Source organism: Colwellia sp. Bg11-28 (assembly GCF_002836245.1).
Lineage (GTDB): Bacteria > Pseudomonadota > Gammaproteobacteria > Enterobacterales > Alteromonadaceae > Colwellia > Colwellia psychrerythraea_A.
In genome coordinates this window covers 98,926-123,053 of the sequence record NZ_PJBA01000004.1, presented here as the reverse complement: position 1 = coordinate 123,053, position 24,128 = coordinate 98,926, and the positions used below count along the sequence as shown (strand labels likewise).

16 protein-coding genes and 1 riboswitch are annotated in these 24,128 nt (G+C 37.8%); of the genes, 6 read left to right on the top strand and 10 right to left on the bottom strand.

The annotated features are described in order from the left end of the window. Positions 1-10: 10 nt before the first annotated feature. Positions 11-1,402: an MATE family efflux transporter gene (locus CXF79_RS04310; protein WP_101154100.1), complete on the top strand. Its 1,392-nt coding sequence runs from the start codon at positions 11-13 to the stop codon at positions 1,400-1,402. A 119-nt stretch (positions 1,403-1,521) separates the two neighbouring features. On the opposite strand, the gene CXF79_RS04305 is transcribed toward CXF79_RS04310, so the two are convergent. The 3 genes from CXF79_RS04305 to CXF79_RS04295 all read right to left on the bottom strand — a co-directional run bounded on the left by CXF79_RS04305 (position 1,522) and on the right by CXF79_RS04295 (position 5,539). Then, positions 1,522-1,908, bottom strand: a complete 387-nt coding sequence (locus tag CXF79_RS04305; protein ID WP_101154099.1) for a hypothetical protein — start codon at positions 1,906-1,908, stop codon at positions 1,522-1,524. 640 nt (positions 1,909-2,548) lie between these two features. After that, on the bottom strand, positions 2,549-4,153 hold the full coding sequence (locus tag CXF79_RS04300; protein WP_101154098.1) for an ABC-F family ATPase: 1,605 nt from the start codon (positions 4,151-4,153) through the stop codon (positions 2,549-2,551). A 441-nt stretch (positions 4,154-4,594) separates the two neighbouring features. Then, a complete protein-coding gene (locus CXF79_RS04295) occupies positions 4,595-5,539 on the bottom strand; it encodes a LysR substrate-binding domain-containing protein (RefSeq protein ID WP_101154097.1) in 945 nt (314 codons plus the stop codon). Positions 5,540-5,683: 144 nt separating this feature from the next. On the opposite strand from CXF79_RS04295, the gene CXF79_RS23340 reads away from it, so the two are divergent. The 3 genes from CXF79_RS23340 (at position 5,684) to CXF79_RS04285 (ending at position 8,765) form a co-directional block, all read left to right on the top strand. Beyond that, positions 5,684-5,845: a hypothetical protein gene (locus CXF79_RS23340; RefSeq protein WP_157825839.1), complete on the top strand. Its 162-nt coding sequence runs from the start codon at positions 5,684-5,686 to the stop codon at positions 5,843-5,845. 59 nt (positions 5,846-5,904) lie between these two features. Continuing rightward, complete coding sequence (locus CXF79_RS04290) at positions 5,905-7,419, top strand: dipeptidase (RefSeq protein WP_101154096.1); 1,515 nt, start codon at positions 5,905-5,907, stop codon at positions 7,417-7,419. 386 nt (positions 7,420-7,805) lie between these two features. Continuing rightward, positions 7,806-8,765 (top strand): hypothetical protein, encoded by a 960-nt coding sequence (locus tag CXF79_RS04285; RefSeq protein ID WP_101154095.1) that lies wholly within the window; start codon positions 7,806-7,808, stop codon positions 8,763-8,765. A 122-nt stretch (positions 8,766-8,887) separates the two neighbouring features. Here CXF79_RS04285 and CXF79_RS04280 read toward each other — a convergent pair whose 3' ends face one another. The 4 genes from CXF79_RS04280 to CXF79_RS04265 all read right to left on the bottom strand — a co-directional run bounded on the left by CXF79_RS04280 (position 8,888) and on the right by CXF79_RS04265 (position 14,267). After that, positions 8,888-10,087 (bottom strand): porin, encoded by a 1,200-nt coding sequence (locus tag CXF79_RS04280; RefSeq protein ID WP_101154094.1) that lies wholly within the window; start codon positions 10,085-10,087, stop codon positions 8,888-8,890. A 150-nt stretch (positions 10,088-10,237) separates the two neighbouring features. After that, positions 10,238-11,731 (bottom strand): sodium/proline symporter PutP, encoded by a 1,494-nt coding sequence (gene putP / locus CXF79_RS04275; RefSeq protein WP_101154093.1) that lies wholly within the window; start codon positions 11,729-11,731, stop codon positions 10,238-10,240. Positions 11,732-12,315: 584 nt separating this feature from the next. Further along, entirely contained in the window at positions 12,316-13,332 is a 1,017-nt protein-coding gene (locus tag CXF79_RS04270) for an adenosine deaminase (protein WP_101154092.1), read from the bottom strand. A gap of 77 nt (positions 13,333-13,409) precedes the next feature. Continuing rightward, a riboswitch (purine riboswitch) is annotated at positions 13,410-13,509 on the bottom strand. Between the two features lie 149 nt (positions 13,510-13,658). Continuing rightward, positions 13,659-14,267 (bottom strand): TetR/AcrR family transcriptional regulator, encoded by a 609-nt coding sequence (locus tag CXF79_RS04265; RefSeq protein ID WP_011042195.1) that lies wholly within the window; start codon positions 14,265-14,267, stop codon positions 13,659-13,661. 436 nt (positions 14,268-14,703) lie between these two features. Here CXF79_RS04265 and CXF79_RS04260 point away from each other — a divergent pair, with 436 nt between their 5' ends. Both CXF79_RS04260 and CXF79_RS04255 read left to right on the top strand, forming a co-directional pair. Further along, positions 14,704-15,927 carry an efflux RND transporter periplasmic adaptor subunit gene (locus tag CXF79_RS04260; protein WP_101154091.1) on the top strand — a complete coding sequence of 408 codons (1,224 nt, stop codon included), beginning with the start codon at positions 14,704-14,706 and terminating at the stop codon, positions 15,925-15,927. Between the two features lie 11 nt (positions 15,928-15,938). Beyond that, positions 15,939-19,097 (top strand): efflux RND transporter permease subunit, encoded by a 3,159-nt coding sequence (locus CXF79_RS04255; protein ID WP_011042192.1) that lies wholly within the window; start codon positions 15,939-15,941, stop codon positions 19,095-19,097. 102 nt (positions 19,098-19,199) lie between these two features. Here CXF79_RS04255 and CXF79_RS04250 read toward each other — a convergent pair whose 3' ends face one another. From CXF79_RS04250 to CXF79_RS04240, 3 genes are all read right to left on the bottom strand, one after another. Beyond that, positions 19,200-21,425, bottom strand: a complete 2,226-nt coding sequence (locus CXF79_RS04250; RefSeq protein ID WP_101154090.1) for an NADP-dependent isocitrate dehydrogenase — start codon at positions 21,423-21,425, stop codon at positions 19,200-19,202. A 555-nt stretch (positions 21,426-21,980) separates the two neighbouring features. Further along, the gene (locus CXF79_RS04245; protein WP_101154089.1) at positions 21,981-22,337 is read right to left on the bottom strand and encodes a hypothetical protein; all 357 of its coding nucleotides are present in this window, start codon (positions 22,335-22,337) and stop codon (positions 21,981-21,983) included. Positions 22,338-22,865: 528 nt separating this feature from the next. Continuing rightward, positions 22,866-24,101, bottom strand: coding sequence for an EAL and HDOD domain-containing protein (locus tag CXF79_RS04240; protein ID WP_011042189.1), 1,236 nt, complete (start codon positions 24,099-24,101; stop codon positions 22,866-22,868). Between the last annotated feature and the right edge of the window lie 27 nt (positions 24,102-24,128).

The window sequence follows — 24,128 nt, the reverse complement described above, 5'->3', positions numbered from 1 at the left end:
TTCATCGACCATGAAAGATCTTACCCAAGGCTCAATTCCTAAACATCTGATCTCGATGGCATTACCCATGATGATAGGTATGCTTATTCAAACATTGTATTTTATTGTTGATTTGTATTTTGTGGGTAAATTAGGCTCTGCAGCGCTCGCTGGATTGAGCTTAGCCGGTAATGCGATGTTTTTAATCTTCGCGCTGACACAAATACTCAATGTGAGCACTGCAGCGCTTATCTCTCATGCGGTAGGCGCAAAAGATCAACAAGACGCAAACCTTACCTTCAATCAATCAATGATGTTATCTACTGTCGTTGGCATCATTGTTTGTATCATTGGTTATTTTGGTGCACAAGATTACCTTAATTTAATATCACAAGACTCAGAAACCGTGATGATGGGCTTAACATACTTACATTGGTTCATTCCCTGTATGGCACTGCAGTTTATTATGGTCTCTATCAGCTCTGCGCTTCGAGGAACAGGGATTGTTAAACCAACTATGGTGATTCAGACGCTATCTATTTTACTCAATATCATACTCTCACCCATATTGATTACTGGTTGGGGTTCAGGCTACGCCATGGGCATTGCTGGCGCTGGATTTGCCAGCTCACTGTCAGTAATTTTTGCTGTGGTACTTTTATGTTATTACTTTATAACAACAGATAAGTACGTCAACGTTGATTTCTCTCTTTGGCATATTAACGTGCCTCGCATTAAGAAATTGCTCGCTATTGGTTTACCCGCCGGTGGGGAGTTCTTTTTGATGTTTGTTTATATGGGCGCTATTTATTGGCTAATTAAACCGTTTGGTGCGGAAGCTCAAGCAGCATTTGGTCTTGGTTCACGTGTCATGCAAGCATTATTCTTACCTGCAATGGCTATTGCTTTTGCAGCGCCTGCGATTGCAGGGCAAAACTTTGGCGCACAAAATTACCAAAGGGTGAGAGATACTTTTAGATGGACTGCCATTATGACCTGCTCGTTAATGGCTATTATCTTGTTAATTTGTTTAAGCCAAGCAGAATGGATGCTGACTCACTTTTCTGACGATCGAGAAGTGATTTTGATTAGTGTGGCTTTTTTACAAATGATTTGTTGGAACTTTGTTCCTGCCGGTTTAGTTTTTACTTGCTCGGGTATGTTTCAAGCTCTGGGAAACACCATGCCTGCTTTACTGAGTACCGCAACCCGCTTAATTACTTTTATCTTGCCTGCCCTTTGGTTATCCAAACAAAGTGACTTTCAGATAGAGCAACTTTGGTATGTTTCTGTCGCTACCGTTTGTTTGCAATCATCGGTGAGTTTTTACTTTCTAAAACGAGAGTTTAAAAAACGTTTACCTAATGATAATTTATCAAACGAATGTTCTGATGAACTTAATAAAAATAAGCTTATCACCTAAAGCAGCACTAGCTATATTTTAGCCAGTTGCAGATATGCTTTGTTTCAAGCTTGGTAGATATAAAACTGAAAATACAGCGACTAACTATATGTTAGTCTCTTTATCATTGTTGCGACTAGCTAACCGACACTGACCAGCTGCAATGGCTGTGGTTTTGACTCTGCTGTTGAAACATCATGTGAATGAGCTGTTGAAACATCATGTGAATGAGCTGTTGATTGTTGGTTTTTATAACGATCGAACTGAACTTGTTTAACACCTAAGCGCTTAAAATACTCTTTTATCGTATTAAAATCTTCTCTAACAAACTCTGCATCAGAGTTTGTCATTAAGCCGTCTACATAAGCGTTATCACCATTAAGGTTAATGTTGGCAATAGCTGAGTAAGGTTGTCCGTATTCTTCAACTCTAATTGCCCGCACCATTTTTATTTCAAAAATCCAGTCATCTATTTTAATACAACGAGATAATGTTTCTGATTCTTTTTCTGATATAGGTTCAGACATCAAGGTTTCCTTTTATAAGTAAATGGTTAGTGGCTAAAGCCAGTATTTAAACGTAAACCTCACACAAGGTCTGTTATAAATTTCACATAACTAATCAGCTAATTTACCTAATCAGCTCCGTAGCTAAAGCACGAAGTGGACCAACATGACAATTCATTGTTCTCTAAAGATTTAAATGAAAACATCACCCCAAGACTGTTGCCAAAAAGAAACACGTAGTCAATAGTAATTTTCAAAAATAGCGAATTAAAAAACAATATAATAATATTAAACAATGACTTGATTATGAAAAACAAGAAGAATCAGGGTGTCTCCTAAAAGCAACAGTTAAATAAGTTACTCACTGCGATGAGGTAGCTTAAACATAATTTTATTCATGACAGTCAAGGCAGTACTTCTTTCTCAGGCACCATACAGTTTGTGCAACAAAAGAAAATATCGTTGGATAAATAGCTATGAAACTCGTGATTGAACGAGTAGAAGCGAGTTCGAGTGGATCCACTAGCCGTTTTATTAAGAGTAGTAATTAAGTAACAGAGCCGATTGATCTTCCCCACGAAACACTGAAAAAAAAAGTTAAGGTTGATTAACAACCTTAACTTTTTTATCTAATTACATTCGTTTTTTTCAAGCCGTCTGACTAAGCAATTTTTTTAGTCTGCATTTGGCTATCAAGGTATTCATCTAACGAACCTTGGAAATCAATTAATTTTTTATCTTTAATATCAATAATGCGCGTTGCTAAAGAAGAAATAAACTCACGGTCATGACTAACAAAAATTAATGTACCTTCGAAGTCTTTAAGAGCATTATTTAATGCATCAATCGCTTCGATATCCATGTGGTTAGTCGGCTCATCCATGATTAATACATTGATATCAGCCATCATTAACATACCAAATAACAAACGGTTCTTTTCACCACCTGAACAGTTACGTGCTTTTTTATTCGCATCATCGTCAGTAAATAACATACGACCTAACATACCACGAACACTTAAATCGTTGTGACAAGGTCTACGCCATTGCGACATCCACTCCATTAGCGTTAGGTCATTATCAAAGAATGAACCACTATCTTGCGGGCAATAACCTACAGAAGCATTTTCAGACCATTTAACAACACCTTCAATGTGCTCTAATTCGCTCATTAAACAACGTAATAAGGTAGTTTTACCCACGCCGTTTTCGCCGATAATCGCTAACTTAGCACCGGCTTCTAGTAATAAGTCGCCATTTTCAAACAACATTTCGCCATCAAAACCATGACTTAGGTTTTCAAGTTCTAAAGCTTGACGATGCATTTTTTTGCCTGGAGCAAAAGCAATCTTCGGGGTAATACGACTCGATGATTTAACATCATCAAGTTTAATTTTATCCATTTTCTTAGCACGAGAACTTGCTTGTTTAGCTTTTGAAGCATTAGCACCAAAACGGTTAACAAAGTCTTGTAGTTCAGCAATTTCAGCAACTTTTTTATCATTACCGGCTAATAGCTGTTCACGTAATAAACCAGACTGCGCTAAGAAGAACTCATAGTTACCTGGGTAAACACGTAATTCACCGTAATCAATATCTGCCATATGCGTACATACAGAGTTAAGGAAATGTCTATCATGCGAAATGATAATCATGGTGCATTTACGTTTGTTCAATTCACCTTCTAACCAACTGATGGTATGAATATCCAAGTTGTTGGTAGGCTCATCGAGTAATAAAATATCAGGGTTTGCAAATAATGCTTGTGCAAGTAGCACACGTAGCTTCCAACCTGGCGCAACTTGCTGCATTGAACCGTAGTGAAAAGACTCTTCAATACCCGCTTCTAATAAGATTTCACCAGCACGACTTTCTGCTGTGTAACCGTCCATTTCTGCAAATTGGCTTTCTAAGTCACCAACACGCATACCATCGGCTTCACTCATTTCAGCTTGGGCGTAAATAGCATCTCTTTCTTGCTTTACTTTCCACAAAGGCATATCGCCCATGATCACAGTATCAATTACATTGTGTGTTTCAAAAGCGAATTGATCTTGGCCCAAAGTACTTACTTTGTTACCGGTACTTACTGATACATTGCCAGAGCTTGGCACTAAATCGCCACTAAGTATCTTCATAAATGTAGACTTGCCGCAGCCATTTGCTCCGATCAAACCGTAGCGGTGACCGTTGCCAAATTTAGCCGAAATGTTTTCAAATAACGGCTCTGCGCCAAATTGCATTGTAATGTTCGATGTAGTGATCAAAAGGTATTCCTAGATGTTGCTAACAAGTAATCAACGATTGTTAGTAGCACGGACCTATCTTATAAATAGATAAGTAACCCTGAAAACAACAATCAAGACTCAAAATATTAAGGTCGCATATTATATAGCAAGAGTGGTGTGAACAAAATATAATCTTTGAAATAAAGTGATGTTTTTTTCATCAACAACATGTTTTGGGGTTACTTACTTGCTGCTGAAGCATACAAATTACTTATTTAGATAAAATATCACTCTGCTAGTTATTCAATTAAAACGCAGTCAAAATGGGCAAGATGTAGAAGAACTTAAGAGCTAACGCCGTAGACACAGGTCTTGCGGTTGCTTTGACGGTTCTATGATAGATAAATTTCAGGTATTTATTTTTAAGTAGCTACAAAATAACAGTAAATATTATTAATAAATAATAATTAAGGTTTTACGCTATAAACTACCGTAATTTATCGCCTCTAATGTACTTTTTTCATCTTGCAGAGTTTCTTCTTTAAGCCAAGTAGTAAAAACATTAACCCGTTCTTTTTTCGCCGAATTAGGGTCAAAGACAAAATATCGTTTAAAGGAAATCGGATGTTTAATATTAAACGGAATAACCAACTGCCCTGTAATCACATATTGAGAGAAAAGCGCTTGTGATGCTAAAGTAAAACCATGACCACTGAGTACTGCACTTAACGCCATATCGCCAGAGCTGACCTCTGTCCATTTTTTATGGCATTGATAGTTTTCAACACCTGCTTCCTTAAACCATGTGCGCCAGTCAATGCTGCCTTGATTTTCTAAGCTGACTAACCAGCACTTCAAAACATCTTGTGGCTCTTTAAAGTTATATTCTTTCATCAATTGTGGTGAGCAGGCCGGATACACATGATCTTCAGCAATAAATTCATATGTCATATCATCACTGGTATCTACTTCTTTATTGGTTATAAAGCGAATAGCTAAATCGATATGACCTCTACGGAGATCTTCAAGACCATTTGAGGAAACGACTTTTACTTTGATTTCAGGATGTTTAATAGAAAATTTATACAGCCTTGGCATAAGCCATAAAGATGTAAATGCTTGAGTGGACGTTATAGTTAGGGTACCAGCAACGTCTTCTGTTTGAATACTGTTAAAGCCTTTTAACAGTGTGTCGAATGCTTTATGAGTCGCTATATAAAGCTTTTCACCACTTTCGGTTAATTGCATTTTCCTACCGTTACGGACAAACAACTGACTGCCCATGGCGGCCTCTAACTGCCTCATTTGCTGACTAACTGCAGCTTGGGTAACAAACAACTCTTCTGCTGCTTTACTATAACTTTGATGGCGAGCTGCACTTTCAAAGCTTCGTAAGTTATTTAGCTGCTTTAATCTTTTATCCATCTTAACTTCCCTCAGAGTAATTGAAGCAATACACAGTAAATCAGATGCATAAGCTCAGCTTATGGATACGATAAATTCTTATTGTTGGTTTCATTGTGATGTTCTAGGCAATATGGCTTTAAGCAACATAAAGAGGTAAATATTATGAACATAAAAATAGCCACACAAGCCACTAAAGTAGAGAGCAAGCAAGTTAACCTAGAAAATTGCTGTAAAAATATAACTAACTCTCTAAGTACTTTCAACTTAATACTTGTTAACATTTCAAATAAGCTAGGGTTATCAAAAGCCATTTATCAAAAATAATAGCAACATAAAATCACAGAAAAATGTTCCGCTAAAAGCGAAACTAAAACTAAAGGAGTATGTTCGTGCCAAAATATAACTATTTAATTTCTCTACTAGTCTCTTGTGCCTTATTATCCCCCATACAAGCGTTTGCTGGTGTGAGTGATATTGCCACTAAGACTGCACAATATGCACAATCAACCTACCAAGTTCAAATGCTCGAAAGCTTACGTCAATTAATGACATTTAATACCGTAGCAGTAGAGGGTGTAAACTCTCCAGATAATCCTGAACATCAAAAATTTAAAGCCGAGTTGGCCAAACAAGCCAAACACTTAGGTTTAGATTATATAGACTATGGTTATGTGGTAGTTATTGGTTTAGGTGATAACGAGCAGCGTGTAGGCATGATCACTCATGGTGATATCCAACCTTTTAATCCGACTAAATGGGCACAATCTCCCCTAACACTTGACCTAACTTCTGAGCCTGGAAAACTTATTGGTAGAGGAACAGAAGATGATAAAGGGCCAATAAGTAATGCCTTGTATGCAATGAAAGCTATCAAAGATTCAAACGTTAAGCTAAATAAGCGTATCGAGTTATATGTTTACATGGCCGAAGAATCTGATTGGGAGCCATTGCGTCAACACATCAAACTTCACTCTCTGCCACAGGTTAACATCACCCTTGATTCAGAATACCCTGTAGTAACGGCAGAAAAAGGTTATGGCACCATAAGCATGACTTTTCCTAAAGCCAACTATACATCGAACAAAGTTTATATCAGTGAATTTACCGGTGGTTTTTTTGGCAGTCAAATTCCAGAAGATGCTCATGTAAGCATAGAGAACGCCAATCAAAAACTATTAGCTGAGATAAAGCAGCGAGCTCAATCCCACATTGGCATGAGTTATAACTACCAATGGCAAGGTAAACGCTTAAGTATTAGTGCTCTGGGCAAATCAGCTCATTCTTCGAAGCCTGAATATGGTGTAAATGCCATTACCCACTTAGCAGATTTATTAGCGATAAATCACTGGCCGAATAATGCCAGCGGTGCCTTGATTAATTTTATCAATGATCACTTAGGCATAGGTTTATACGGCAGTAAATTTGGTGACATCGCCTATAGTGATGACTTCATGGGACCAATGTCGGTGCAACCTACCGTTCTTAAAGCAACAAGCAAAGGTATGGAGTTAAATATCAACATTCGCCGACCTGTTGGCAAAAGCACCAAGCAACTAGAGCGTGAAATTAGTTCGACATTAACTAAGTGGCAACAACAAAACCAAATAACCTTAGTAGATGTTAGCAATGAAATTAATGAGCCTTTTGTACAAAAAAATGCTCCGCAAATTGACACCTTACTTGACGTATTCTCATTTTATACAAATATAACCGATGCTAAACCGATCTCTATTGGCGGGGGTACTAACTCAAGACTTTTTCCTAATGCAGTCAGCTTTGGTCCTTCGATGCCAGGAACAGTATACACAGGTCATTCAGAACATGAGTTTATTACCATGGAGCAATTTGTATTAACCCTGAAAATGTACACAGCAATGCTGATTGAACTAGCGAAATAAGCTTAGCTGCCATGCTTCAACGATCATGTTAAAGGCTCATATGCGGCGTGATTTATTTCGTTAAAGAAGCTACACGGATGTCGCTTCCTAGAGAATACATACGGCACAGCAAGTACCTTATTGAATGATACTGGAGCAATTATCTAATGCCGATTGTCCTGTGTCGGCATTATCTTCATTTAATATCTCCCGAAAACAAAACAAAAAAATAGCAGGTAAAGTAAGTGACCTGTGCTATTTTATCGGGAAATTAAATCGATATGTGGATTTAAGTAAACAATGAAAGCCAACGGTTTGTTAATAATAAAATACATTGATGGTATTAACTCTCGCTAAAAACAGGGAATTCCCTTTGGTCTAAATGTTTCACTTTACTTGGAAAATTAATGATAAAAAGATCGGTTTACGCCATAGTAATCATTAGCACTTTACTCGTTTTAATACTTACTTTAACTGCAATCAATCAACTTTATAGCAGTAAATTAGTAACTTTAGATAGTAAGCTTAAAGAGATTTCTGGTATTGAAGTCGACAAGGCTGGTAACTTGTGGGGCATTAATGATGGTGGTAATTTAGCGCAAATACATCGTATACAAAGCGATGGTAAAGTGAACAAAACAATCACTATTACTAATGCAAGGAATTTGGACTGGGAAGATATGACCCAAGATGACTTTGGCCATTTTTTCATTGGTGATTTTGGTAATAATGACAACATACGTAAGTGGTTAACTATTTATAAAATTGAAAACCCCATCGATATTAAGGGCACAGAAACTCAAGCAGAAATAATTAAATTCACTTTTCCAGAGCAGTTACACTTCCCACCGAAAGCTTCAGAAAAAAACTTTGATTTAGAGGCCTTTGTTTTTTATAAAAAACACTTATATCTGTTTTCAAAAAATCGTACCGAGCCTTTTGATGGTGATACCAACTTATACAAGATTGGCGACCATGCTGATAATTATCAAGCTGGTTTTATTAGTAATTTTAATACCTGTACCACCCATGAGAAACTCTGCTGGATAACGTCTGCCGCGTTAAGCCCAGATAGAACAAAGTTAGTGTTATTAGATTCAGAGCGATTATGGTTGTTCGAAAACTGGCAAGACGATGATTTCTTCTCTGGTGATGCCTATAAAATTGATTTAGGTATAGTCACTCAAAAAGAAGCCGTAACCTTTTCTGACAATAATACCATCATCTTTACCGATGAAGAATTTAGTGGCATAGGTCGAAACTCTTATATGATTAAACTCGACCAGGTAACTAAAAAGAAAATAACTAAAGAGCGCACAACAAAACGAGCCACAGATAGCAAGCTTAAAGATGTGCCTATAAACTAGCTATATTCTAAGTCTATCCTAACTATGTAGTAAATATTAGGTAGAAAAATACGTTCAGTGACAAGGGATGTAATAGCTTAGTACTATCCCACCCCTTATGTTACTAAGCTACACTTGGTTATTTAGAAATAGTAGCCAACGTTGATGTTAAGACGGGTGTTCCAATCATCATTGTCATTAGCCATTGAACCACCTATAAAAGGTTGATTCTTAGCGGTAATAAGATCGATGTAGCTATAAATCCCTCCAGCACTAACAGCAACACCAACAACGTTCATAACGGTGTCATTATCGTAATCACCCGATTTGTCTGTCATTAAATTAAAGTCATTGTAGAATTTAAGATTAGTTACAGGGCCCATGTCCACATCCATCGAGTATGATAGATTTAAATTATATAGTTTGGCTTCTGCAGGAATGTTGTCACTAAAGCTGTATGCTCCTACTGACACTGTTTCGCTACCATCATCTAAATCATATTCATAATCTGAGAATTGAAACATAACTCCAATATTTTCGATTTGGCTTTTAACATGAACAGCATAAGCGCTGTGACTGCCCAACGAGTCATTTTTACCAGCAAGATCACCATGTTGTAATGAAATACCTACTTCAGTATTGCTAAAGTTGTAAGCATAACGGGCATTGAAAGTATTGCTTTCAGCCATTTCTTCACCATCTGTAATGCCGATAACATCATAAGAATAACGGTCGGTTCTATCACCTACATAACCATCAATGCCGCCTTGTTCATCATTTTTGAAGAAAGCAAGTCGTAAGTCATGATTCCCTGATTTTCTGATAAAAGAAATACCCGCATCAAAATCATCTTCTAAACCGACATAGTAACCTGAGCTAAAGAAAAAGCTATTTGAGTTGTAGTCAAGCACACCAAAAGGTACTTGTGTGATACCTAGCTGTCCCTGCCACTCTTCATCGAATTTGTAGCCAACGTAAGCATGGTGAATAACGTCCATATATTGATACCAACGATATTGGGCTGATACTGATACGTCGCCAATACTGCCATTAACATCAAGGCGAAACACATCAAAATCTAAATCACCAACACGATCTCTATTTTCTTCATTGTAATCTTCATAACTATATTGGAAACGAACAGCCCCACCAATTTTAATATTTGGTTCTGCTGCTTTTTCTGTTTCTTCTTGTGTTTTAACTTGAGTTTTAACTTGAGTTTTTAGCTCAATTAACTGTTGCTCTAATTGAGTGATACGTTGGTTGGTTGCATCATGAGTGTCGGCAAAAACAGCTGGAGAGATGGCAAATAGTAAGCTAGATAATGTTATTGAATATTTCATATTGATACTTAATTTTATTTAATATTAGTTATTAGCTGTCAGAAGGAAAAATTAATCCCGTTTGCAGCTAATGAGAATCGTCGTTTGGATAAATTTTAGCGTCTGACCAACCTTAAGTTACTCGTATGGTTGGTCAGTGCTGAAGGTGTATTATTCTTGTGCGAGCGTATTTTCTACTCGATCAATAAGGTCTGTGATTTTACTTGATGGTGCTTTTGTTAGCAGACTAACCGTTACAATAGTGACACTGGCAAAGACAAAACCAGGGACAATTTCGAACAAGTCGAAAATGCCGCCGCTAAGCTCTTTCCAAATAACAACGGTAATGCCACCAACTAAAATACCTGCAAGAGCGCCATTGCGATTCATACGTTTCCAATAAAGAGAAAGTATTAATGCAGGTCCAAAGGCGGCACCAAATCCAGCCCATGCATAAGATACAAGTCCTAAAACAGAGCTTTCAGGGTTAAAGGCCAATACCAGTGCAATAATTGATAATAAAACTACGCCTATTCGGCCAACCAGCACAACTTCTTCTGGGCTTGCATCAGGACGGTAAAGTTGTTTGTAGAAATCCTCGGCAAGTGCAGATGATGACACAAGCAATTGAGAGTCTGCAGTGCTCATTACAGCAGCTAAAATCGCGGCGAGTAAGATACCTGCAATAACAGGATGGAAAATAGCATTAACTAATAACATGAAGATTGTTTCGCTATCAGCCAATTTTCCACCTAAGTGTTCATCCACATACATCATGCCGACTAGGCCAACTAAAATGGCACCAATCATAGAAATAGTGGTCCAAATAACAGCGATGCGACGAGCTGTTGTTAGGTCTTTGTTTGAACGTGACGCATTAAAACGCGCTAAGATATGAGGCTGACCAAAATAGCCTAAACCCCAAGCTACTAAAGAGATAATAGCAATAATTCCCATGGGCTCACCCGCAGCAGTAGTAAACATATCAAGTAATTCAGGGTTTTTTGAGCCCACTGAATTTGAAAGATCAGCAAAACTACCTTCCATCGCGGCTAATGGCACAAATGCTAGCGCAGCAGCCATTAATAATCCTTGTACTAAGTCAGTCCATGATACCGCCAAAAAGCCACCAAAAAGAGTATAAGAAACCACACAGACTGTTCCAAGAATGACAGCTAGTTCATAATCGAGACCGAATACTGTCTCAAATAACTTACCACCCGCAACTAAACCTGCACTGGTATAAAATAGGAAGAACATAAGAATAAACAAGGCTGAAATAGTTTGTAGTAATTTTGATTTATCGTTGAAACGGCGTGCAAAATATTCTGGTAGGGTCAGTGCATTATCTGCTTCGATACTGAAAGTACGAAGACGCTTTGCACATACTAACCAGTTTAGCCAAGTACCCAAAAGTAGTCCACCGGCTAACCAAAGAGATGAAGCACCAGAGGTGAAGGCAAACCCAGGTAAGCCCAACAATAACCAACCACTCATATCTGAAGCACCAGCTGAAATTGCTGTAGGCCAAGGTCCTAAAGTACGGCCACCGAGGAAATAATCCGTAGAATCTACTGTTCGTTTATAGGCGTAATAACCTATACCCATCATTAAAAGTAAATAAGCGATAAAAGTAGCGCTTATGGTGATGTTATTTTCTATCATGTTTTGTTCACTCCAATCTTAAAAATCAATTTGCCTTAGCAAAATTACGAAGAACCTAACAACTTGCATGGATTTATTTCTTATAGTGTTGAGAATGCAATACGCTGTAGGTAGTCGTTTTGTTATGTTTCTTAACTAATAATCACGTCAATCTGACGGTAAAAAAGTCTATAGAAGTTGTAGCAGAATGTGCTGATGAAATTCCGATAAAAACGAAATTTTATATGGTCAAATAACAGTTATTCCGCATAAAAGAGTAAAATAATAGCAAAAGCTATTTATTTAATACCTAAAAAAAATCTGTACGAATATTATTTTCAAGACAAATGTTGTTTATTAATAATTCACAATTACTCATTAATAATTCATTTAACTAGTGATACCCTGCACCTTAAGTACTTTATTTATGAAAAATTATTCAGTTAAAAAAGCTTCAAAAATAAAAAACGAGCCTATTAGCTCGTTTTTTATTTGTGAAATTTACATAATTTCGATATTAGATAGGCAAAAATAATAGTGAGTCAACAACCTATCATCGATCTAATATAAGTTATTTTATCGGCGCTAATTGATAGAGTATTCATTCATAAAACCCTATTGTGTAGTTCAACAAATTGCTGTGTCACTTGTCTTAGCCGTTCTTGTTCACTCGAAGAAACAAAGCTGGCTTCAATGGCGTTAAAAGTAAATTGAGCAATTTCAGCTTTATTCATCGGGTGTGCATTATTTACCGCTACAAAATTATCTGTCATATAACCACCAAAATAGGCCGGGTCGTCAGAATTAATTGTGACACAAACCCCTTGACGCAGTAGCGTCACAATATTGTGCTGTTCCATACGGTCAAAAACTTTTAGTTTAATATTAGATAGTGGGCAAACGGTAAGAGGAATACGTTCACTGACAAGCTGCTTTACTAGGCTCGCATCTTCTGAACAACGCACGCCATGATCAATGCGAGTAATTTTCAGTAAGCTTAATGCCTCGCTAATATTATCTGCAGGCCCTTCTTCACCGGCGTGAGCGACAGTTAAAAAACCTTGTTCAAGGGCTTGTTTAAAAACTCGTTCAAACTTACTCGCGGGGTTGCCAATTTCTGTGGAGTCTAAACCTACTCCGATAATTTTATCTTTATGCTCTTGTGCTTGCGTTAACGTTTTAAACGCAGATTCTTCATCTAAATGACGTAAGAAACACATAATTAACTTACTGGTGATCCCTAAGTCACTGACACCTTTATTAAGTGCACGATGAATACCATTGACTACCGTATCAAATAAGATGTCGCGTTCTGTGTGTGCTTGGGGGTCAAAAAATATCTCTGTGTGCAGCACATTATCTTCTTGGCAGCGGAGTAAATAAGCCCAGGTCAGATCAAAAAAGTCTTGCTCATGGACCAGTACATCTGCCCCTTGGAAGTAAATATCTAAAAATGATTGTAGATTATGGAAATTGTAAGCATCTCTTATTTCTTCAACTGAATTGAAAGGAATATTTATACTATTGCGCTGTGCTAATTCAAGCATTAATTCAGGCTCAAGCGTTCCTTCAATATGGAGGTGGAGTTCTACTTTAGGTAAAGACTGGATAAATTTATTCATGATGAAGTTCCCAATAATTATAAAAGTTCATTCAGTGCTTTCTTTTGAATGAAAATTATTCGTACAAAGAGAAAGCACTAAAGCACTAAACTCTTCGTAATCAGGATTTATTGGTTCCTGGTAGAGACCCCCAATCCATATCACTGGGGTTATACGAAGTGACGCTAGTTACTGCCATTAAAACAATAATAAGCTATATATTTGATACTGCCTTATTTGATTTAACAAGTCTATAGAATCGACCGACATTATTTGGCTTAACCCTAACGGTTATAACAAGTCCATTAAGTTATTTCCCACTCAGCGAGAACTTAATGGAATTGGTATTAGGCCTTATAACGCGCTAAAAACATTAACACGGTATCATCAGCAATTATTTGCTGCTGTTCAGGTGATGGAAACGTTTGATTCATAAATAATTGTGGCCAAAAAGCACTGGCCTTAATCAAACCTAAAAATTGCTGAGCAGCAAAGTTAGCATCCGATTTTTTGAGTCGACCGTCATTCATCGCCTCATTAATCCAAACATGTAAGCCATCTTTTTGTTGGCCTAGGTGCTCTAAAGTACTCGACGCTAATTCTGGGGAGCGAATACATTCAGAAATAGTTATACGGTTCAAGTTACGAAAGCATTCAGACGCTAACAGTTCAATTTCATTCATAGCAGCAATATGCAACTGCTCATCAAGTGGTTTCTTCGATTCGTATCGAATATTTACCGCTTGGCTAAAGGAGTCACAAAGTTCTTTAACAATATTGTGAAACAAAATTTCTTTACTAGGAAAATGATTATATACGGTACGTTTTGATACTTCGGCTCTTTTGGCCAATGAATCCATGCTAGCGCCGAGAAAACCTTTTTCTTTAAACTCATCTTGTGCAGCCGCTAAAATGTCTAAACGCTTTTTTTCCGTTAGGGTTAATGCTTTTTCCATACTACTTAATTATAAAAAATCGGACCATAGGTAAATACTACACTGTTTAGTTTACTTTTCAATAAAAATAGGTAAACTGCACCGAGTAGTTTACATTTTGTATTATTTTGTACTAAATATGTAATTCTAAGGGTCTGTTGATCCTTCGAGATTATTTTTGCAGCTTTATGTTGAATATTTATACAAGGCAGAGCCTTTGTCATGTGGTTGTTCCACATAAAAAGGCGATAACGCCGTAAAAATGACCAACAAACGCTGTCCGAAGGATTCGACTAAAAGCGTTTTACTCATTGTTGAGTAGTGTGTAGCTTAGAATGACTAAGCTACACACTACTCGCCTCGACTAAAATGCTTTTATCTCGAACAAAATTTAACCGCGAAAGTTCAACAGACCCTAATGTTATTATGTATTTGGTCATTTCCTTATAGGTTTTTTATGTCAACATTTCGTTTTATGTTAAATGGTCAACTAAAGCCATTTTTTAGTCGCCTCTTATTGGTATCATCCAGCGTACTCCTTGCTACAGCACTTACCGGCTGTGAACAAGCACAACAGTCTGCCCCTAAAGGTATGCAACCTGCAGCAGTGTCTGTGATGAGTATGACAACCCAATCAGTTCCTTTTAGTATTGAATTACCTGCCACGTTATCTGGCGCTAAAGAAGTGGAAATTCGTGCTCAAGTATCCGGTATTTTACAAACCCGCAACTTTAGTGAGGGTGATAAAGTCACAGCAGGACAATCATTATTTAGCTTAGACGCTAAAACTTATGCCGCTGAAATGGCCAAAAGCAAAGCAGATTTGAATGCTGCGACGGTCCGTCTAGAACAAGCCCAACGTGAAGTTAATCGCATAAGGCCATTACGTGAGAAAAATTCAATTTCACAACGCGAGTTAGACAATGCCATTTCAAGTGCTGACATTAATTTAGCTGATGTTAAATCAATGCAGGCGGACTTAGAACAAGCGAAATTACGCTTAGATTATACCAAGGTAATATCTCCTGTTACCGGTATTGTTGGTCGTGAATTAGTATCTGAAGGGACTTATGTCTCAGGCCCTGAAGTATTGTTAACACAATTAACCCAAATTGATCCTATTCGTGTGCGTTTTGGCTTATCTGAACGTGAGCAATTACAAATGCGTAATGATGAAGCTGCAGGCTTACTTACTTTGCCAGAAGAAGGCCATTGGAACACCAGAATTAAATTGTTTGATGGTTCACTCCACCCTCAAGTTGGGCAAGTTAACTTCAGCGACATCCGGATAAATAGTCAAACAGGCACAAGTGAATTACAGGCAATTACACCAAATCCAAACTTCTCATTAAGACCCGGACAATTTGTTCGCATCATTTTAGAAGGTGCTGTACGTGAAAATGCCTATGTTGTACCGCAAAGAGCCGTTTTGGATAATGGTCTTGGAAAATTTGTTTATGTTATGGCTAAAAATGACAAAGGTGTGACTGTCGCATTACCTGCTCCCGTTGTTGTCGGCGAATGGGTAACTGAGGTTGCAGGTATAGAAAATGGCTGGATAATTCGTGAAGGTTTAAAAACAGGTGACCAAGTCATTATTGATGGCATGGCGCGTATTTTCTTTCCAGGTATGCCGATACGTTTAGCTGATGATCAGTTACCGTCTGCCGCACAACAATAAGGGGCAGATTAATGTTTTCTCGTTATTTTATTGATCGACCTATCTTTGCTTTTGTCATTTCTATTTTTATTGTTTTGGCTGGGTTGGCTGCTATGCGCAGTTTATCTATCGCACAATATCCAGAAATGTCGCCACCCGTTGTACAAGTTACCGCTGTGTATCCTGGTGCATCTGCTGAAGTATTAGAACAAACCGTTGCTACGCCTTTAGAAAATGCAATTACAGGCGTTGAAGGCATGATGTATATGTCCTCAACATCAACCAGTGCTGGTGCAACAACCATCACGGTTACCTTTGAAATAGGTACAGACCCAGACCAAGCTTCCGTTAATGTTAACAACCGTGTTAAACAAGTAGAAGCACGTTTACCTGAAGAAACACGCCGTCAAGGTGTTGTGGTTGCTAAAGGCTCATCAAGCTTTTTACATGTACATGCTTTTTACTCACCTGATGATAGCCGCGAAGCATTATGGACTTCTAATTATGTAACGTTAAACATTATTGATAAAATCAAACGTATTCCTGGCACGACTAGCGTACAAATTTTTGGCGCAAAAGATTATGCCATGCGTATTTGGTTACGTCCTGATGTGATGAGCCAGCTTGGCGTTACTGTTGAAGAGATTAGCAGTGCAGTACGTGAACAAAACTCTCAATACGCTGCCGGTAGAATTGGTGCGACACCGACTTCCGTGAGTCCACAATCATTGGTATACAGTGTAAAAGTACAAGGGCGATTAAGCACGGCAAAAGAGTTTGAAGATATCATTATTCGGGCAAATAACGATGGTAGTTCGCTGCGTTTGAAAGATATTGCGCGCGTCGAATTAGGCTCAAAAGATTATGACTTTGATGGCCGTATCAACGGTAAAAAAGCAGTACTACTGGGTATATTCTTACAACCCGGTGCTAATGCCCTTGATGTTGCCGACGAAGTTAATGCCACCATTGCTGAATTAGAGACCCGTTTCCCTACTGGGCTCGAGCATTTATTGCCATACGACACCACTCGCTTTGTAAAAGTCTCTATTCGAGAAGTATTGAAAACCCTTGGCGAAGCTATGCTACTGGTATTCTTAGTGGTTTTTATCTTTTTACAAAATTGGCGTGCTACCTTAATTCCTATTATGGCCGTACCAGTTTCTTTGTTAGGCACCTTTGCTGGCCTGTATATGCTGGGTTATTCCATTAATACATTGACCTTGTTTGGTATGGTGTTATCCATTGGTATTGTTGTTGATGATGCAATCGTTGTACTTGAAAACGTAGAACGCATTATGCATGAAGAAGATGTCTCAGTTCGTGATGCAGCTATCAAAGCGATGAAAGAAGTGAGCGGTCCAGTCGTTGCCATCGTATTGGTGTTATGTTCTGTCTTTGTACCTATCGCCTTTTTAGGTGGCTTAACCGGTGAATTATTTCGTCAATTTGCTATCACGATATCTATCTCGGTAAGTTTATCAGGCTTGGTGGCCTTAACCATGACACCTGCCCTATGTGTTTTAGTATTGAAACATGAAGACAAAAAAACCAACTTCTTTTTTAACGGTTTTAATCGCTTTTTCAATAAAGTGACTGGGCACTATGTCACGGGTGTAAGCTTCTTCCTTCGCCGTGGTTTATTAGCCTTGATGCTTGTGCTTGGCATGGTCGTGATCACAGCAAATATGTGGTTAAAAACGCCCAGCTCTTTAGTACCTGATGAAGACCAAGGTTTTTACATTTCTGCGGTATTTTTACCTGATGGTGCCTCATTACAAAGAACCAAAAAAGTAGTCGATGAAGTTATAGCAGCAATAGAGTCAAACCCCGCTAATGAAAATGTTATTTCCTTTACTGGTTTTGACTTTCTAGGTGGTGGTTATAAAAATAATGCTGCCACTATTTTTGTCACCCAAAAACATTGGGATGATAGAGAAATAAGCACTCAACAATTGGTAGGTGAGTTGTTTATGAAAACCGCTAATATCAATGAAGCCTTAGTATTAGCTTTTAATCCACCAGCGATACCTGGTTTAGGTAATACCGGTGGTTTTGAGTTCTATCTGCAGAACCGTGGTGACGGTGGTGTCGCTAAGTTAAAACAAAGTATGCAAGCGATGATGGGCGCTGCTCAGCAAAGTCCAATACTTGCTGGGGTGCAAACATTATGGCGTTCAGACTCACCACAGCTGACGGTAGAAATAGATCGTGAACAAGCGCGCGCTATGGATATTCCTATTAACAATGCTTTTAATGCCTTGGCTGGAACCATGGGAACTTATTATCTAAATGACTTCAATAAATTCGGTCGAACATGGCAGGTACTGATGTCGGCAGAGCCCGAGTTTAGAATGAGTCCTAAAGATATATCGCGTATTTACGTTAAAAGTAATGGCGGTGAAATGGTACCTATCTCTGCCTTTGCCGAAATTAATTACAGCAGTGGTCCTGATAGTTTAGACAGATACAATAACTTGTCTGCGGTGAAATTATTAGGTAGTGCAGCGCCAGGGTATAGCTCAGGCCAAGCGATTGCCGAAATAGAGCGGATTGCCAACGAAGTATTACCATCAGACATGAGTTATGAATGGACTGGGACTGCTTACCAAGAAAAAAGAAGTTCTGGCTCTACCGCCATTGCATTAGGCATGGCCGTGATTATGGTATTTTTGATTCTAGCTGCTCTTTATGAGCGTTGGTCTCTGCCGTTATCAGTGCTGTTGGCTTTACCTTTTGGTATATTTGGTGCGTTAGTTTCTGTTTGGATTGCCGGCATGACCAGTGATGTCTATTTCCAAATTGGCTTAGTCACCTTACTTGGTTTAGCCAGTAAAAATGCCATTTTAATTGTTGAATATGCCTTAATGAAAAAACAAGAAGGCTGGACGACTGGTGCTGCGGCATTAGAAGCCGCCCGCTTACGTTTTAGACCCATAATTATGACATCGCTTGCCTTTATTTTAGGTGTTGTTCCCTTAGCGTTAAGCTCAGGTGCCGGTGCAGGTGCTCGTCATAGTGTTGGTACAGGTGTGATGGGTGGCATGATAGCGGCAACATTTTTAGCCATCTTCTTTGTGCCGTTATTCTTTTATTGGTTAACCGAACGTAAGATATCTGAAAATAGAAAACAGCAAGCCATTACCGATGAAATAGCTCAGCACCATGAACATGAGCTAAATTCTAAGTAATAGTTCTTTGACCTGAAGTAGCGCTAAAGCTGAAACTAAAGTAACCGACAAAAAAAGCCCAAAATCCTTAAGAATTTTGGGCTTTTTATTAACTAACTAAATTTATTTAAATGCTGCTAATACCTCATTAAAGCATTTCGACGGTCGCATTATTTCAATAATCTTTTTAGCATCTGCTTTGTAATAACCACCAATATCAACGGAATGCCATTGATCTGTTGTTAAGTCACTGACGATAGCGGCTTCATTTTCAGTTAATGATTGAGCTAATGGTGCAAAGTGGTATTGAAGTTCAGTATCCTCAGTTTGCTCTGCCAACGCTTTTGCCCAGTAAAGTGCTAAGTAGAAGTGACTGCCACGATTATCAAGCTCTCCGGTTTTACGAGACGGAGATTTGCCATTTTCCAATAGCTCAGCAGTTGCTTGGTCTAATGTTTTTGCCAGTAGTTTTGCTTTAGCGCTGTCTTGTTTGATACCTAAATCTTCAAGAGAAGCACTTATCGCCAAAAATTCACCAAGAGAATCCCATCGTAAATGATTTTCTTCTATTAGCTGCTTAACATGCTTAGGTGCTGATCCGCCTGCCCCTGTTTCAAATAAACCGCCACCCGCCATTAATGGCACTATGGATAACATTTTGGCACTTGTGCCTAACTCTAAGATCGGAAATAAATCGGTTAAGTAATCACGCAGAATATTACCCGTAACAGAGATGGTATCCCCACCACGTAAAATACGCTCTAGCGTATAACGCATCGCTCTAGTTTGTGACATTATTTGAATATCTAATCCGGTCAAATCATGATCTTTCAGGTACAGTTTAACTTTTTTAATCAATTCAGCTTCATGTGGACGGTATTCATCTAACCAGAATACCGCTGGGGTATCAGACAACTTTGCACGGGCAACGGCTAATTTGACCCAATCTTGTATCGGTGCATCTTTTACTTGGCACATCCGCCAAATATCACCCTCTTCAACATCCATGGTTAATAACGTTTTTCCTTCGTCATCAACAATGCGAATACAGCCATCACCCTGTACTTCGAATGTCTTATCATGTGAACCATATTCTTCTGCTTTTTGAGCCATTAATCCTACGTTTGGCACGGTTCCCATGGTTGTAGGATCAAATGCCCCGTGAGTTTTACAAAAGTTAATGATTTCCTGGTAAATTCTTGCAAAAGTACTCTCTGGCATCACCGCCTTAGTATCTTTCAATTTACCATCAGGCCCCCACATTTTTCCGCCCGCTCTAATCATCGCAGGCATTGATGCATCGACAATAACCTCATTTGGGGTATGTAAGTTTGAAATACCTTTAGCTGAGTCGACCATTGCTAATTCAGGACGTTTTTCATAACAAGCATGTAAGTCGGCCAATATTTCTTCACGCCAAGATTCAGGCAGTTGTTTTACTTTTTCATAGATACTACTGACACCATCATTGGCATTAACACCTAACTTTTCAAAGGTTTCAGCGTGCTTAGCAAACAAATCTTTATAATAAACTTTAACCGCGTGGCCAAAAACAATAGGATGCGATACTTTCATCATGGTCGCTTTGACATGGAAAGAGAACATCACCCCGGTTTCTCTCGCATCTTCCATTTCTTGCTCTAAGAATTCACAGAGGATCTTTTTACTCATAAACATACTGTCAATGATTTCACCCGCCTGAAGTGAGGTTTTTTCTTTTAATACCGTCACCGCACCATCATCTTTAGCGACAAACTCAATTTTTACATCACAGGCTTTATCCATAGTCATACACTTTTCACTGGCATAAAAATCGCCTGAATGCATGTGAGATACATGGGTTCTTGATGCTTGGCTCCACTTACCCATAGAATGTGGATTTTTTCTGGCAAAAGCTTTCACCGACGGTGGAGCACGGCGGTCAGAATTACCCTCACGAAGTACTGGATTTACCGCACTGCCTAAGGTTTTTGAATATTTAGCTTCATTTGATCTATCTTCATCTGTTTTTGGCGATTCTGGATAATCAGGAATAGCGTAACCTTGTGCTTGTAATTCACTGATAACGTCTTTTAGTTGAGGAATTGAAGCACTGATATTGGGGAGTTTGATGATATTAGTATCAGGGTGGTGAGTTAAGGCACCTAGTTCGGCTAATGTATCAGGTACTTGTTGATCTGCAGGTAAAATATCGGAGAAGGCAGATAAAACCCTAGACGCAAGAGATATATCTTTTAGTTCAATATCTATGTCTGCAGATGCTGCAAAAGTTTTAATAATCGGCAGTAACGAGCAGGTCGCTAGCAGTGGTGCTTCATCGGTATAGGTGTAAATTATTTTTGAACTCATATTTGTAGCATCCTTTTTATTTAAATTAATTCCAACCGCAACAGTGTTATAACCTACGAAAAAATAATGCTTTTCCAATCAATCAGAAAAGGTCCATTATGATAAAGCGAGGCTAAACTTTTACTCTAGAAAAACGTTATAAGAAAATGTATTTTAGAAGACTTATTAAAATCAACTTGAGGTAATGAGTGCCGCATAAATCTCGTTTTAGCCTGATTTTTTAGTGCACAACAATATTAAGAGAAAGTTAGAACCTCAATGTACTACTGTATAGGGTAACGTCGCGTGTTCAAATTAGACAAAAGTCCATTTTTTGTACTATTTTTTTTCGAGGTTAGTTCAGTGGAGATTATATTAGTTGAGTTAGTACGTACTGAGGTTTTATCTTCATCACACTAAAAGCTTGGTGTACGCAACGTGAAATACAGTGATAATACGATGTATCAGCCAAGCTAATCAGACATTTAGGAATTCAATCATAAGGAAGCCCTTAAAATAAGGTATTGAATTAACCTTAATACAAGAACTAGATATGCTCAAATGACAATAAATACGCTAGTTATTTATTTTTACCCTATCCCCTAGTTTGAGGTTTCCTTGAGTAATTTGAACATTAATATATTGCGATTTGCTAAACCCATTAACAAAAACTTCACCTACTTCTTGGTATGAATACAAAGGGTCACCTTCAAGCACACTATTTGTTGCTCGCAATCTATTGATCTGCAGCAGCTGGCCTTTCACAATAGAATTAGCTGTACCGACGTAAACTTTGGCAGTTTTTCCTTCAAGCTTTACAATTTCCCCTTGTTTAAGATCACTGGCTGAAACAGAAGCGACGCTCATAACAGAAGCGACGCTCATAACAGAAAATAAACCCAAAGCGGCTGCTTTTAACGTTTTATTAAACATATTTTTCTCACTATTTATAAAAATTTAATACTAAACGCCGAAAAATCAGTGTTTTCAAGATAGCCTGACAAAGTACTGCTATTGGAAATTTTTTATTTTCACTCGGTAGGTATTAAGTATTTTTAACTAAAAAGGTTATTACATCTATCGAAGGCAATAACTCGTAAATGTACCGGTTGGTACAAGAGGATGCGGAATGTAGCAATCAGTATATTAATGTTCAAGGGGAAACTTTGGCTTTAAAAGAGGTGAAAAAAAATAAAATAGTATGAAAGAATAATCAGCTTTTTTTTCAGTTTAACTCATTGAATAGCAATAACATGAGCTTTTATATTTTTTGGTAAGATTAGATTTAAATAATATTTTATCAATACTTTTAGTATAAGTAACAGAATGTTACTTATACGTTATGAGATTATAAAATGAAGAAATCAGCTATTGCTGTTTACAATAGCTTCCTCCGTCGTAGGTGATTTGTAGAGAGTAAACTGATAGGGGATGTTGCCATTAGGCTTTAACGTTTAGCTTTTATAAGTTATCAATATTCAAGCTTTGACACCATTCGCTAGCTTTTAAGAACTCTTCCTGTACCACCGTTTGGTCGAGTGAATATTGTTGTAAACTTTCATTTAAATTACCATTCGTCGTTAAGTTTTCATGGCCTAATATATAACTAGTCGTCAGATCCAGTAATTGACCAAGTAACCCAGCATGTTTAACTAACGCACTCTCAATTGGCTGAGCTAATGGCATTGTTTTAACTATTTCAGCCATAGGCATTGACAGCATTACTTCGATTGCACTTAACAACCCAGTGATAAAGGCAAAATCGCTCACTGATTTAAATACGCCTTTATCACTTAAAGCAAACATCATTTTTCCTGTGATAAGTGCTTGTTTACATACTTCATCTGTCGTATCAGACGTAAGTTTAGATAGCGCTAAAATAGATACAAACTGCCTTAACTTATCTTCACCTAAATATGCTGCAGCTTGTTTTAATGAGGTTATTTCTACTCTTGTACCTGTTGCAACATTATTAACCATTTTTAATAAACCAACGGTTAAATTGACATCGTGACTTATTATTTCAGCCACCGTTTCATAATTAAGCGGATAATTAAATGTTTCGCTTAATAGTTGTAACATCTGTGTTTTTACTGGAGCCAGTGCTTGTCCTGCTATGATTTCAGGCTGATGATAAAAATAGCCTTGAAAATAGTTAAATCCAACTTCCACCAGTGTTTGTTTTTGGTGTTTTGTTTCTACTTTTTCAGCAGCTATAGCGACATTAAATAGTTTCATTCGAGTGACAGCAGGCAATAAACGCTTGGTGTTTATTTTGCCTATATCGACTTTCACTATATCAATGTAAGGAAACAATACATCCCAATGTGGTGCTAAGTCATATTCAGTTAACGCAATTTTATAACCCTTGTGGTAATAAAACTTTATTATTTTTAACAATTTCTTAGTAGGTTTTTCATGCCCTACCAATTCAATGACGATAGTGTCTTTATCAAACATTAATGGAAATTTATGAATTAAAGAATTTTCAGTGAAATTAATAAAAGCTAATTTGCCCATACTAATTTTTTGAATATCACCATGAATATGGTTTTGAATAATTAACTTTGAGCTAGCGACATCTTGCTCAATATCAGGAAATTTATTATCCAGACTATCTCTAAATAATAATTCATAGCCTATGGTTTCTAGTTTTTCATTTAAGATAGCTTGTCTAGCTATGTAAGTATTTTTCATTTTATTTTTTATTTTGATAAATTACTT